The following is a 13,262-nucleotide window of genomic DNA, read 5'->3' as shown; positions in this document are numbered from 1 at the left end:
GAATTTGCTCATCTACAGTATTTAAATACTTATACCAATCAGACATGTTCGCTTCTCACCTTATGATGATTTCTGATGCTGGATTTGAGACAACAGTTCATCGATTCTAGCATGATACGTTTCTGATCCGGGCAGTTGTTTGCTTTGCTCCAAGTATGCTTTCGCTTTCGCATACTCACCGTTGTAATACAGAATCTCGCCAAATTGCAACGTGAAAATCGGATCTTGTTGCAAGAATGGTCTTTTTCGAATCGCTTTTTCGTAATAAAAAGCCGCCTTCTGAAAATCATTTTTCATCGCATACGCCAAACCAAGTGTGCGCATGATGTTGTAACGATCCGAATATTTGCCCAGCAACGACTGCAATAACGGCAAAGCCTGTTCTGCCCGTCCCTGCTGCATCAACTGAACCGCCTGTTGATACTCAGCATAGTCTTTTTGAAACTGCTCGTCCTGTTGTTGGCCTTTCCAGTGAGCATAGCTGATTCCTGATAAGAGCAAGACTAGCAGACTAAGAAACACGTATCGGTCCCATTTTCCATGCATGCGTAAATTCTCCTCATTCTGCAAAAATCGACAACCTCTCACTTGTAAATTTTAGTACATTTTGCACCATAAAGCAATAGGGTGGTCGAAACGTCAACGAGGCAGCTTTTTGTAAAAAGTGATTCGTCACCACAACTTGTCATTGACAAGCAAGATATCGTTGGAATCATGGCACATCACAGTTATTATTCACTGATTTTTCCTTACAGATGCAAGCCCGTCAAGGACAACGTTTGATGAAGAACTTTAAAATTCAGTTGTTTCCCTGATGATACATCATTTGAAAAAGAATCTCACAAAAGACCCTCCCATGAAAGTGAGTTCACCACTTTCATGGGAGGGTTGCTACATTGCTATACACTCCAGCCTTATTTTGCCACGTTTACAACAGCATCGGAAACATTGTTGCCAACTACATTATTACTATCAATCGCACCTGTTTGATCCACATCCACAATGCCAGTTGCGGACAGCGTAATCGGCTTGGACAAGTCTCTCACAGGAGACTGCAGTTTCAGATAAACCGTTTTGTATCCTTTCGAAGCACTTACTCCTTGATTAGCATTGTTGTCTTCGTAAACACCCAATACAGTGACACGATTACCATCGACTTTTACGGTAAAATTGTTAGCAGAAAGTGCATTATTGATCGTCGCATTTGCCACCGGTTCGCTAAAGTCGACACGGATGACGTCTGCGCTGGTTAAGGTCGCCGTAAACGTCGGAGCCACGTTTTCTTTCATAAATTCGCTTACGGTCACGGTATCCATGACGAGCCCAGACGTATTCTTAATGTTGCTGATGGTAATGACGTGTGTACCCGTCCATGTATTTGCTCCCGGGGCGAGCGTCACGCGAATGTGTTTCGTATCTCCATCAAAGACTGCTTTCGTGACCGCCAATCCGTTGATGTTGAAGTTGGACAAGTTCAATGCAGAAGCGTCCAAATTTTGCGTGAACGCAAATACTAATTCGTTGTTGTTGTCCGCTTTAACACCATTGCCGTCATAAGTTGAATCAAGAGTTGGCTTCGTCGTTAAGCTGTCAGAGCCGCGAACGAACGTAATTTGTTTACGCTCGGCATATGGGTTGCCAGCCAAATCGCTTACTAAACCGTTCGGCAGTGTTACGGTGTACGTGCCTTTTGGCAAGGAAGAAATATTCAACGCAACGGATTTTGATTTTCCATCTGTAGGCAGATATAATTTGAAATTGTCGCTAGTTGTGGTCAAAGCTGTGCCGACCACTTTCAGTACGTTGTTTTCGTCAATATACTTATCGTTCGATTGAATGACTGCAATGTTGCTGCCAGTCGTGACTTCTTCGTCAAATGTCAAGACAAGATGCTCGACGCCGTCAATTTTTACTACTTGGCTGCTGACGAATTTCGGCGCTGTGGTATCTGCCTTCAGCTGAACAACTTTCGTGTACGTATCCCCTTGATTACCCGCCAAATCCTTATAATCACTTACCTCAACTGCATACACACCTTCCGACAGAGCATTCGCCAACGTTGCCGTGTAGACTAAGCCGGTCGAATCAACCGAAACAGATGCTGTTTGGCCACCGATTTTGATGGTCGGATTGCTCAGCAATTTTTCGCTGAACGTTACTTTAACTGTTTTCGTATTGACCGCTTCGATGTTTTGAACCGTCGGCTTCGTGGTATCTACGGTTGTCTTTTTGACCGTCAATTCAGCCGGGTTCGGATTGATGACATTGCCGTTGTAGTCGACAGCACCGAAGATTTTCAATGTCAAGTCTTTATTCACGGGCACAGATGAAGATGCGAGATTGATCGTCATTTCATCGTCGCCAGCCGTGAACTTCGGAGAAACGGAAATTTCGGTTGTTCCGTCGTACAGTTTTACTGTTCCGACACTGGCAAGAGGTTCAGAGAACTTCACTTTCAGCGTCAAGCCGTTGTCGGCGTAAGAGGACGACAGAACGCTCGGACGTACCGAATCTGTTGTGTCAATCGTCGTCGTGTAGGATGGAACATCTTTGCCATCCAACGTCTTGACATTTTTAATGTCGACGACATAACGTTTCGTGAAAAATTGACTGCCGTCAGCCACCAACTTCAGCGTTTTCTTATCATCGCTCAACGATGCTTTCACGGTGGAAACCGATCCTTGACCATCAATCGCTGTGAGTGTGATAGCAGTCGCTTTCACGACGTCATCGGACGTATCGCTTGTGCCTTTGTTGTCGATTACCGTTGCAGCGTCGACCGCTTTGTTGAATTTGATTTCCAACGTTTTGGCGTTAACGGCTGTTACACTTTCCACTTTTGGAGGCAACGCCGCTTCATACGCCGCATTGGCGTCTTGTGCTGCTTTTTGCAGTTCAGCTTTGAACGCATCGGTTACTTTCGATACATATTGGTTGACTTGGTCAAGCGCGGCTTTCGCTTTGTCCAAGTTGCCGGCTTTGACAGCGTCTTGCGCTTCACTCGCTTTCATGGCAACGGTGATGTCGTAGATCAAGCTGTCGCGCAGTTTTTGCGCTTCGGCTTTGAATTGCGAGCGAAGCAGTTCGCGCGTCGATTGGCCGTAGACGCGGTCGAGAATGACCGTGCGCGTTTTGAGCTCGTACGAAATTTTGTGGTAGAGCTCTTCTGCCTTTTTCAAGTCTTTTGCTTCGACAGCTTTCGCCAGATCTTGACGCAGACCGTCAAGCTTGACTGCGTAGTTGTAAGCGTCGATGTACGTAGCCACGCGCGCTTCGCCCGATTTCGGGTTGGCTTTGAATACATACGTTTCGTATGTAGCTTGCAAATCAGCCAAATACGCGTCTTTTTTCGCGCCGCCGGCTTTGTTCACGACAGCAACCGCGTTTGCATACGCTTGTTTCGCTTTGTTGTAGGCGGCATATACGTCGCTGATGTTCGGGAGTTTGCCCGTTTCCGTTACCGTGTGGCTGTACGCATAATACGCTGCTTTAAATTGCGCTTTCGCTTGGCTCACGACCGTCGCCACGTCCGTTGCTGCTTGGGAAGCGTGCGGGTTGGCGGCGACGAAAGCGCTCGCTGCTACAGCGCTGGCTGTGGCGAGTTTGACTGCTTTCTTCTTGTCCATAAAGCCTAAAATCCCCCTTCATTTTTATGAAACTTTAAGACAATGATCCTAAACGGCTGCCGTTTAGTAGATTCATTGCCTAAAAGGTGCTAACATGAACCAAGATCATCCTGTGTGTCCAGATGATAGACTTATTAGCAAGGCTATCATCCAGTGCTAGCACTTTCACATCATTCCTTAATGCTCCACGTCTCCTATAATAATACATTTTTCTTCTAAATTCTAGCCCTAAATACAAATTTTTTAGAGAATATGCCATTGAAATTATTGCCATCGATGGCGACATTGATATGAATATGCCTGTAACAGAAATTTAGAACAATATTTTGGCAGTTTGATGGTTTTGGTTGGCAAACATTTTGTGCAAAAACATCAATCGTTTTTCTTCACCGTGACGTCCATCGGTTGGCCAAGCGTCATTTTGACGACGTCATAGCGGTCATTCAGGTACAAATCGAGAAAGCGGAACTGTCCTGCGAATTGTTCCGGGCTGTTCGTGATGGAAAATTGCAGCTGCATGGCGTAATCGCCGCTGTTGGCGAGCTGTTCGGCGATTTTTTCGATCTCTTCCTTCGGCACGTTGTACGCTTTTAAGTAAGAGATCGAGTCGGCGATCGCTTCGGCATTGTCGTTGAAATAAATGGAGAGTGTCACCGCGGCGCCGTCGATGCGGCCTTCAAGCGGCAATGACATATTTTGGCCGTATAAATACCAGCCGAACAGACGATTTCCTTTTTGCCGCTCAATGACGAACGGGACGGATTCCTTTCCTGCCTGAAGAATGTATTGCCCTTTCAATGAGCGGGCGACAAGGGCGAGAAGTTCGTCTTTGGTGAACGGCACGTATTGGATGGCGTCCCCTTGTTTGGCATACAGTCCGCCGCCGAGGCTGTAATAGACGGCGCCGCCTGCCCGTTTTTGGCTGTAGACGCGATACTCGCGCCCTTGTTTCGCCGTCATGGCGGACTGCCATGCTGCTCCGTTCAGGCGGTATAGAGGCGTGTCGCGCAAAATGACGACTTTGCCGATCATGCCTTGTTTCCATTGGACTTGCCCCCATTGGACGGCGGCGTCAACCGTTTGCCCATTTCCTCCGAGGGCGATGGCGGCGGCGAGGCAGATGGCGGCTGCCATTTGGGATGCATGTTTCATCTTCGTTTTCCTCCTCATTTTGGTCATCGGTGTCGTTCTATATAGATGCAATTTGAAGCTTTACCATTTGCAGCTTTTAGCGGGCGTTTGATCGACTGTCGGGCGACCGAACAACGCCGCTTCACAGACACATATATGAGTCTGTGAAGCAGGTGGTTGTTCGGTCCTCCGTCACGCCAAGGCGTGACGGAGAAGCCTGGTGGCTTGCCTGCGACAGTCGAAAAGGGACAAACCGCTTTTCCGTCAAGGATATGGTAAACTTCTTCGTTGCATCTATATAGCATGCTAAAAGAACCGCTTCGCCCCCAAGTACCGCTGTTTCCAATACGGTTGGTCGAGGCAGCTCGTCGTCACGCCGGTCGAAGCGCCGCTATGAATGAACTGGCCGTTGCCGATATAGATGCCGGCGTGCGACGGGCTATTCGTGGTCGTGGCGAAAAAGACGATGTCGCCGACTTCCGGGGCGGAAACCGATGCGCCTGCATTCCACATCAAGGCGACGGTGCGCGGCACGGCGATGCCTTGTTGCTGGAAAAGGTAAAAAATGAACCCGCTGCAGTCAAATCCCTCTTCCGGCGTCTCGCCGCCCCAAACGTACGGGACGCCGAGCAGCTCAGCCGCATCGGCGACGAGTTCGATGACGTCCAGCTTCGCCGCAGGGGCTTGTCCGATCAGGCGCTCGTATGTTTCGCCGTCCACAACGCCGGTTGCGGGGAGTTGGGCCGCTTGTTGAAAACGGCGGACGGCATCGGCGGTGGCGGTGCCGTAGTAGCCGGTGATGTCCGTCCAGAAGTAGCCGAGCTCTTTGAGCTTCGTCTGAATGCGCTTGACGTCGTCGCCGAGCGCGCCGATTGAGAGGCGAACCGCTTGACGCTCGCGTTCGATCGGTGCAGGGGAGGTCGTTTTCGCTTTTACTGCGCTCGCGAGGCGGGCAACGGTTTGGTTGTCGACCGCGCCGGTCACTGGCAGGCCGTTGTCGCGTTGAAAGCGGCGGACCGCGTCGGCGGTCAGCACCCCATAGTAGCCGGTGATGTCCGAATAGGTAAAGTAGCCGAGTTGTTTAAGCTGCTGCTGCAGCTTGCGGACGTCGTCGCCGCGATCACCGATTGTCAACACGTCAGACGACTCCACTGGCTGGCTTGTTGCTTTTTGCTTCAGCCGTTCAAGCGTCCCACGATCCGCCCGGCCGGTGGCGGGAAGCCCGTTCGCCCGTTGAAACTGCTTCACCGCATCGGCGGTCACCGCGCCATAGTAGCCGGTGATTTGCGGATAGCGGAAATAGCCGAGCTGCTTCAGCCAGCGCTGCAAATCGCGGACGGCCGCGCCGCGGGACCCGATGGCGAGCGTGTCGTTTGACGCAGGCTTTTTCAGCTTCGCGTAGGTGGCGGCATCGACGATGCCGGTCGTCGGCAGGTTCATCGCCCGTTGGAACGCCTTGACCGCTTCTTCGGTGATGGCGCCAAAGTAGCCGGTCGCTTTCGGGTATGTAAAAAAGCCTTGTTCCTTTAAACGCTGCTGGATTTGTGCAATCTCGGGGGAACTCATGCCTTTTTTCCATTCCGCCGCCTGGCTGTCATCCGGGGCAAGAAAAAAGGACGAAACCATGGCAGCGGCAAAGAAGGCGTGATTCGGTTTCACGGACGCGTCCTCTCCCTTCGCCGCCCCTTTCGTTTGTTGTCGTCTTGTCCTGAGTGGATGTTCAAGATGAGGCGCGGCAATGTTCTATATTTTCAGTATATCGTATGAAAGCCATGAAAGGAAATGCTTTTTTCCATTGGGAGAAGAAAGAAGATCATGAACCGGAATGGGGTGTTCCCCGTTTCGGACGCGACAGATTGGCGAACAAGTGCGACACACGCCGATCATCGACAAGGTAAATCGACTGCAGCACTTCATAAATGAGCTGTTTTTCCATCGCCAGCCATTCGTCAACGCGGATCGGGATGTATTTTTGCTTCGGTTCGTTCCACTCGTAGAGGGCGACGGTAAACTTTTTTTGGCGAAGGTCGAGCTTGACGATGAACATGTACAACTGGCTCGTGCATTTAAACACAAAATAGAGCTGAGCTTCGGACGAGCACGTGATCGTGCGAAACAGCGCCTCGCCTTCCGATGCAAAACGCATCCGTCCACCTTCGTTTTTCAGCGAGCGCAGCGAATCGGTGAAACTGGCCGGGGCGATCGTTTTCAGCCGAACGGAAAACGGATTTTTCATTTCCTTAATATAGATATGGTACAGTTTTTGCGTATGCTTCTGCCCGTTTCGTTCACAAATGACAAAATCGGCAAGATAGATGTTCACCTTGACCCCCTCTTTTTGCTTATAAATTTCCCATTTTTAACTAATTGTACTATGTGCTTCCTGGGCAAAAAAGAGGCCGAACGACAGAATAATCGACAAATATGTTCTAATTTGGAAACGAAGAAATAAATGGTCCAAAAAGGAACAACCATTACCTCCGCGCTTTTCTATCTTTAAAGAGTAATGATGAAAAGCGTGGTGACAAACGATGACAAACCTTGGGGAAACGCTCAAACGATTGCGAAAAGAACGGCGCTGGACACAGGAAGAGCTGGCCGAGCAACTGAATGTATCGCGTTCGCAAATCAGCAAATGGGAAAACGGCAGCTTGCTTCCGGATGTGCAGTCGCTTGAGAAGCTCTGCCAGTTGTTTGACGTCAGCGCCGATTTTTTGCTTGGCGGCGAAACGCGCCAACGCGAGCTGTTGCGCGAAGTGACGGACATGTACGGAACGGCGGACGTGCACGAAACGGTGCTCGCGGCGTTGGACTACTTGCTTCATAACCATGAGATGAGCGAAGCGGTGTACGCGCTCGCGAAGCTGCCGGATAAAAAGCGAAAACATGTCGAAACGATGATCGTGACAATCGTAAAAGAGTGCTCCGAGCTCATGTAGCTCCCCTCATGCTGAAAAAAAGCGCTAACAACGACGTGCTAGCGCCATCCGTTGGGGAGTGTTTGGGGACACGTTCTTTCTCTTGGGGATTCGCTTTGAAAGGCATGTATGGGGAAACGACTATACGTGCTCCGGCCATTCTGGTTTCTTTCCGGAGTGGAGAAATTGGACGGACTCCGCGACGACTTCGGTGACATAGACGCGTTGACCGTCTTTTTTATCGTAGCGGCGCGTTTGGATTCTCCCCGTCACCGCCACCATCGATCCTTTTCGGCAATAATTGGCGGTATGTTCCGCTGTTTTCCGCCATAAAACGCATGGAACGAAATCGGCGTCAATCCCCCCTTCCGCGTTGCGGAAATTTCTCGCCACCGCCAGCGTGACAGTCGCGACGGCAGCCCCTTCGGCCGTGTAGCGAAGCTCGGGATCTTTCGTCAACCGGCCGACCAACACGACTTGGTTGATCATGTGTTGGCGCATCCCCCCTTTCCTCCACCGCACCTTTATGATAACGAATCTCGTTTTGGGTCGTAAAATCGCGATTTTTGCATTTTTTGGCGCACTCTATGGATACAATTCAGCGAAAAAGGCGAAATCTTCGTCGACAATGGCGGGGCAAAATGGCGTTTTTGCCATCCGACGGAAAATATGCAGATCGTTTTTCAGCAGGAGGGGCGGCATCCCGTTTTTCTTCCCTCGTCCGCCTGTGCTATAATCTTGGATAAGACAACGGTAACGAGGTGGACGAGATGAAAACGTTCAAGCTTGTCGGGCTCTCGGTCATCGACGACGACATGCACCGCCAAGACATCCCGTTTATTGACGGTTGATCATCAACAAAGAAGACGGGCAAAACCGCTGGCTCGTGGAGGCGTATTTGGATGACGACTATGAGCCAATGTTTGTGAGCTTGCAGCGGCGTCCAGAGTTTCAACTGCAAGTGACGATCACCCACACGAGCAACGACCCGGCCAACATGCTCGTCGCCGTCCGTTCGATCACGAAAATGAACGGCCACATTAGCGTCTTGATGGAAGGGCTGATGATCCCGCGGCGCACCCATTTGGCGGAAGTCGTGCTGGCCGGCCTTGTCAAGAAAGGGCTGCAAGGCGAGGCGCTGCTTCAAGAGTTTCGCCAGCAAATGCATGAGCGAATCGATGCCAAGCGCCGCAGGAACGGAAAAGGTAAAAGGCTGGAGAGCGCACTTTCCAGCCTTTTTGTTTGCCTTCCTGCAGGCAAGTGGATCATCCTCTTGGAAACGCCAGGGCATCAACCCGAACCGGGCGGGCGGTGACGATGCAGCGTTTCGGAGCGCGGCCGATGAGGCGAAACGGGTAGCACGTCGTCACCGTCAGCGTCGGGCGCGCTTTCTCGACCAAAACGGTCCGGTCGTCGTCATCGACGATGCGAATGTTGACGATGCGGTAATGGATGGCGGCGCGATCCGTCCGAATGATAAGCGCATCGCCGATCTCAAGCTCGCCAAAGCGGCGGAACACAGTATCGCGGTGCCCGGATAGCACGACATGCCCTTTTTCCTCTGGCCAATCGCTCGCCGGATAATGGCCGACGCCTCGGCGCAATTCTTGTTCACGAACGCCTTCATACACGGGAATCGCCGCCCCGAGCTTCGGAATGGCAAGTTCGCCAAGGTAGACGCCAAGCGGTGCGTCTTTTTGCGCCGAACGTTCCGCTGGAAGGCTTGCGGCCGGCGGTGAGGAAGGCGCAGGGGCATCCCGCTTGACCGCCATCCGACCGACGGTGTACCAATAGCCGTTCCAACCGGCTGTCGCCGCCCCGATGACGATCGCCCAAAGCGCGCCCATTGGGCGGCCCGGCGCCCCCACGAAAACTGCGCGGGCTTGCCGTTCACGTTCCTTCACCCTTTCAGCCGCCCGACCCGCCGGTAAAGAAGGAACCCGGCGGAAGCGAGCATCAGTCCGGCCAACGTATAGGCCAAATACGGCGACGCCGTCTCCGGCAGTTTTTCCCCATACATCTTTCCTTTCATCTCGACAGCGAGCAGCCCGGCGTCAATGCCTTTCTCCCCCGCGCGGACGATGTAGCCTGATGTGAGCATCTCCCGCGTTATGGCGATATCGGCGACCTTCTCGCCTTGGCGGGTGTACAAGCGAACATGGATGGGCTTCGCTCCGGCCGTCTTGATGTCCGGCACGTCCGCCTTAAGCTCAAGCAGGCGAAGCCCCTCTTCCCACATCGCCCGCAGTTTGCGGCGCTCTGTTTCCGTCCACGGCCCTTCCGTCTCCGCAAACGGGCGCAGCCGCTCACGAAGCGCCAAAAGCCGCTCTGCTACCTGCGGGTCGTCAAGCGAGGCGATATGGCGGGTGAAGGCGCGCACTTCTTGTTCCGTCATCCCGAGCACCCCAAGCAAGTCGTTGATTTGCTGCATGGCGGCGTTGTGCTGCGAGTAAAAACGGATGGCCCGGTCTAAGTCTTCGACAAATGTGTAGTCTTGCACCGTTTCGCCAAACTGGCCAAGCAGCGCCTCGAGCTCCTCGACCGTCAGCCCGTGCCGGCGCAGAACGGCATGAAGCCGCTCGTCGGTGATGGGCGTGCCAAGCCATTGTTTCAGTTCATCCATGGTGCGAAAATCGGCGGCTGTCAAGCCGTATCGATCTAAATAGTCCAACAAGTCGCTCACCGTCCAGCCGACACTCTCAGCGTACTGCTCCAGCTCGCTTCGGCTGATGGCCGCCGCTCCAGCCGGAAACGAAGCGAAAACAGCGACAAGCACGGCCATTCCTAGCCATTGCCGCATTCGTTCTTCCTCCCTTCCGCTTTCTTTGACGTACATTGGTAGTATTTTCCGAACATGCCGCTCTTATGTACGCCAACGAGCGAAAAAAAGAAGAAAGCTCGGCCTAGAGCGCTTGAACGTTCTCCCACCTACGCAAACGCTTAGAGATGGGAGATTCTCGGGGACACCTGCCATAAGGCAGACTGCCAGCCAGACCATCCCCGTCTGTCCCTGTGACTTGGCTGTTCCAACGAAGTCCTTCTTTCAAGATATTTTGAGCGGCGTTGGGGGACATCCATGATGGAAGACGCTGATTCATTCCCCCCTTCGGCTGATCGCGTGAAAGCGGGGGCTTCTCGGTACATAAGAACAGGCGCCCGAGTTTCGGACGCCTGTTTCGCGTTAGGAAAGGTGGCTTACGGTTGCCTGTTGGAAGTAGGCGTTGTACAAGGCGCGAACCGCCTCGTTGACGACGTCTTCTTTGACGCCGAACATCATGCTCACTTCGGACGAACCTTGGTTGATCATCTCCAAGTTGATGTTGGCGTCAGCGAGCGCAGTCGTGGCTTTCGCCGCCATCCCGATCGTTTTTTCCATTCCTTCGCCGACGACCATAATGAGCGCCAAGCCGTACTCAATCGTCACCTCATCGACGGCAAGCTCCTCGCGGATGCGGGCGAGGATGCGCTCATCTTTTCCATCCACGAGTTGATCTGCCCGCAAAATGATCGACATGTTGTCGATGCCGGACGGCGTATGTTCGTAGGAGATGCCTTCGTCTTCTAAAATTTGCAGCACACGCCGGCCAAAGCCAATCTCACGGTTCATTAAGTATTTGCTGATGTTGATGCTGCAAAAGCCAGTGTCGCTTGCAATGCCGGCGACTGGTTCGTCGATATGATTGCGCTTGGCGACGATCCACGTGCCTGGAGCGGCCGGGTTGTTTGTGTTTTTTACGCAAACGGGGATGCCGGCGCGATAGACCGGCTCAAGCGCCTCGTCATGAAAGACGGAAAATCCGGAATACGACAGTTCACGCATCTCGCGGTACGTGATTTCTTTCAGCTTGCGGGCATCGGCGACGATCGACGGGTTGACGCAATAAATCGAATCGACGTCGGTAAAGTTTTCGTACACGTCCGCTTTGACGCCCGCGGCGACGATCGAGCCCGTAATATCCGACCCGCCGCGCGGGAACGTGACGATATGGCCCGATCGGGAATAGCCGAAAAATCCCGGGATGACCAAAACGCCGCGACGTTCGCGCAGCTGCTTCAGTTTGTCGTACGACTCCGGCAGCACTTGGGCGTTGCCCGGCTCATCGGTGACGATGATGCCGGCTTCAAGCGGGCTGACGTAGCTCGCCTCAAGCCCGCAATCTTGCAGATAGAGCGCCATGAGCCTTGCGTTATGGTCTTCGCCGCTCGCTTTCATGGCGTCAAACAACCGAGGCGGCTCGCTTCGATAGGCGCTGATTTTCGACTGCAAGTCATCGACAAGCTCGGCCAAAAAGCCGTCGGCTTCCAGCCCCAGCTCATTGGCAATGTCAGCATACCGCTTCACGATCGCTTCCATTGTTTCCTCATGCGGCTCGCCAGCCACAATTTGTTCGGCCAGCTGGATGAGCATATCGGTCACTTTCACATCGTCTTTGTACCGTTTCCCCGGCGCCGACACGACGACGATGCGGCGCTCGATATCCGAGCTGACGATGTCGGCCACTTTACGGAATTGCGCGGCGCTCGCCACCGAACTTCCACCGAATTTGGCTACTTTCATCGTTCATGACCCTTTCTGTCGAAAGTCTCTATAATTGTTTATCATATCACATTTTTCCGCCCATGGAACTATTCATTTTTTAGAAATTTCCGCGAACGTCCCAAAACGCCGCCATCGCCGGCCATGACTCTTTTCAAAACATATAGATGCCATTTGAAGCTTTACCATTTGCCGCTTTTACCGAGCATTGGATCGACTGTCGAGCGACCGAACAACACCGCTTTCAGCCCCAGTATAGGTCTGTGAAGCGGATGGTTGTTCGGTCTTCCAAGCTACAGGCTTGCCCTCGACAGTCGAAAATGGACAAACCGCTTTTCCGTCAAGGATATGTTAAACTTCTTCGTTGCATCTATATATACAGATGCCGCTGCAACAGGCCCCCCACCTTGACAAACGAATGACGCTCAGCGCAGCGCCGTGTTCCCATCGTCCTTCGATTCTTTTTCCGCAAATCACTTCTCACGTTTGCGCCACATTGCCGCGGCGGACGTTGGCGATTCCTTCTTTGCAGACGCCGTACGGCAGCCACGAGCAGTCGCGGCATAACTCGTCCAAATCATCCGGCTTGACCCGTTCCGCCGTCCGCCGAATCAGTTCGGACTTCCAATACACGTTGCCTGGCTCCAAGCCTAAATGGCGAATGACGTTTCCGTCAAGTGAACGGACGTGGGCATCGGAATTTGGGCCGGCTTCACACGTTGTCTCCCCATGATGCGGGCAGGCGAGGCACGCCTCATCGAGCGCCGCGACGACTTCAATCGGGAAATCGTCGTGTTCATCGCGAATGCGGGCCACGATCTCCCACATTTTTTCCACGAACGACGGGCTGTAGCCCATGCCGCGAAATCCGTGCACACAAAGCAAATGATGGCCGCGCAAACGAACCGGTTTCATCTTTATCTCCCCCTTCCTTTTTTCCGGATGACCTTTGACCAACCGAACCGTGTCGAAGTGAACATTTGGAGATGGGAGTGTCTGTTGGCAGTACTTGGCTTCCACACACAACAGACAGACCTACGCTCGATGTTT

The 13,262-nt window shown here is 52.5% G+C and carries 12 protein-coding genes; 2 read left to right on the top strand and 10 right to left on the bottom strand.

Annotated elements, in window-relative coordinates:
• Window positions 1-60: 60 nt before the first annotated feature.
• The 5 genes from I656_RS12460 to I656_RS12480 all read right to left on the bottom strand — a co-directional run bounded on the left by I656_RS12460 (window position 61) and on the right by I656_RS12480 (window position 7,080).
• A complete protein-coding gene (locus I656_RS12460) occupies window positions 61-546 on the bottom strand; it encodes a M48 family metallopeptidase (RefSeq protein WP_050572289.1) in 486 nt (161 codons plus the stop codon).
• A 368-nt stretch (window positions 547-914) separates the two neighbouring features.
• Window positions 915-3,626: an S-layer protein gene (locus tag I656_RS12465; RefSeq protein WP_020754059.1), complete on the bottom strand. Its 2,712-nt coding sequence runs from the start codon at window positions 3,624-3,626 to the stop codon at window positions 915-917.
• A gap of 372 nt (window positions 3,627-3,998) precedes the next feature.
• Complete coding sequence (locus I656_RS12470) at window positions 3,999-4,778, bottom strand: hypothetical protein (RefSeq protein ID WP_033004828.1); 780 nt, start codon at window positions 4,776-4,778, stop codon at window positions 3,999-4,001.
• Between the two features lie 285 nt (window positions 4,779-5,063).
• Complete coding sequence (locus tag I656_RS12475) at window positions 5,064-6,416, bottom strand: peptidoglycan-binding protein (RefSeq protein ID WP_020754056.1); 1,353 nt, start codon at window positions 6,414-6,416, stop codon at window positions 5,064-5,066.
• Between the two features lie 154 nt (window positions 6,417-6,570).
• A complete protein-coding gene (locus I656_RS12480; RefSeq protein ID WP_020754055.1) occupies window positions 6,571-7,080 on the bottom strand; it encodes a hypothetical protein in 510 nt (169 codons plus the stop codon).
• 208 nt (window positions 7,081-7,288) lie between these two features.
• Here I656_RS12480 and I656_RS12485 point away from each other — a divergent pair, with 208 nt between their 5' ends.
• A complete protein-coding gene (locus I656_RS12485; protein ID WP_020754053.1) occupies window positions 7,289-7,696 on the top strand; it encodes a helix-turn-helix domain-containing protein in 408 nt (135 codons plus the stop codon).
• Between the two features lie 120 nt (window positions 7,697-7,816).
• Here I656_RS12485 and ssb read toward each other — a convergent pair whose 3' ends face one another.
• The gene (gene ssb / locus I656_RS12490; protein ID WP_011232661.1) at window positions 7,817-8,176 is read right to left on the bottom strand and encodes a single-stranded DNA-binding protein; all 360 of its coding nucleotides are present in this window, start codon (window positions 8,174-8,176) and stop codon (window positions 7,817-7,819) included.
• A 346-nt stretch (window positions 8,177-8,522) separates the two neighbouring features.
• Here ssb and I656_RS0114820 point away from each other — a divergent pair, with 346 nt between their 5' ends.
• Window positions 8,523-8,990 carry a YwpF-like family protein gene (locus tag I656_RS0114820; RefSeq protein ID WP_304412319.1) on the top strand — a complete coding sequence of 156 codons (468 nt, stop codon included), beginning with the start codon at window positions 8,523-8,525 and terminating at the stop codon, window positions 8,988-8,990.
• Here the strand turns inward: I656_RS0114820 and I656_RS12495 are convergent.
• The 4 genes from I656_RS12495 to I656_RS0114815 all read right to left on the bottom strand — a co-directional run bounded on the left by I656_RS12495 (window position 8,941) and on the right by I656_RS0114815 (window position 13,127).
• Complete coding sequence (locus tag I656_RS12495; RefSeq protein WP_020754050.1) at window positions 8,941-9,579, bottom strand: class D sortase; 639 nt, start codon at window positions 9,577-9,579, stop codon at window positions 8,941-8,943. The two genes, I656_RS0114820 and I656_RS12495, sit on opposite strands and share 50 nt — an antisense overlap.
• On the bottom strand, window positions 9,576-10,475 hold the full coding sequence (locus I656_RS12500; RefSeq protein ID WP_015375903.1) for a processed acidic surface protein: 900 nt from the start codon (window positions 10,473-10,475) through the stop codon (window positions 9,576-9,578). The genes I656_RS12495 and I656_RS12500 overlap by 4 nt, the downstream gene beginning before the upstream one ends.
• A 381-nt stretch (window positions 10,476-10,856) precedes the next feature.
• Window positions 10,857-12,233: an aspartate kinase gene (locus I656_RS12505; protein ID WP_020754048.1), complete on the bottom strand. Its 1,377-nt coding sequence runs from the start codon at window positions 12,231-12,233 to the stop codon at window positions 10,857-10,859.
• Between the two features lie 459 nt (window positions 12,234-12,692).
• Window positions 12,693-13,127, bottom strand: coding sequence for a DUF1284 domain-containing protein (locus tag I656_RS0114815; RefSeq protein WP_011232666.1), 435 nt, complete (start codon window positions 13,125-13,127; stop codon window positions 12,693-12,695).
• Between the last annotated feature and the right edge of the window lie 135 nt (window positions 13,128-13,262).

Source organism: Geobacillus sp. WSUCF1, from assembly GCF_000422025.1.
GTDB lineage: Bacteria > Bacillota > Bacilli > Bacillales > Anoxybacillaceae > Geobacillus > Geobacillus zalihae.
This window is presented reverse-complemented; position numbering and strand designations above follow the sequence as displayed.

Bases quoted from the DNA above. Each gene is read 5' to 3' on its own strand.
- I656_RS12460 (WP_050572289.1), bottom strand. From the start codon at position 546: ATGCATGGAAAATGGGACCGATACGTGTTTCTTAGTCTGCTAGTCTTG.
- I656_RS12465 (WP_020754059.1), bottom strand. From the start codon at position 3,626: ATGGACAAGAAGAAAGCAGTCAAACTCGCCACAGCCAGCGCTGTAGCA.
- I656_RS12470 (WP_033004828.1), bottom strand. From the start codon at position 4,778: ATGAAACATGCATCCCAAATGGCAGCCGCCATCTGCCTCGCCGCCGCC.
- I656_RS12485 (WP_020754053.1), top strand. From the start codon at position 7,289: ATGACAAACCTTGGGGAAACGCTCAAACGATTGCGAAAAGAACGGCGC.
- ssb (WP_011232661.1), bottom strand. From the start codon at position 8,176: ATGCGCCAACACATGATCAACCAAGTCGTGTTGGTCGGCCGGTTGACG.
- I656_RS12500 (WP_015375903.1), bottom strand. From the start codon at position 10,475: ATGCGGCAATGGCTAGGAATGGCCGTGCTTGTCGCTGTTTTCGCTTCG.
- I656_RS12505 (WP_020754048.1), bottom strand. From the start codon at position 12,233: ATGAAAGTAGCCAAATTCGGTGGAAGTTCGGTGGCGAGCGCCGCGCAA.
- I656_RS0114815 (WP_011232666.1), bottom strand. From the start codon at position 13,127: ATGAAACCGGTTCGTTTGCGCGGCCATCATTTGCTTTGTGTGCACGGA.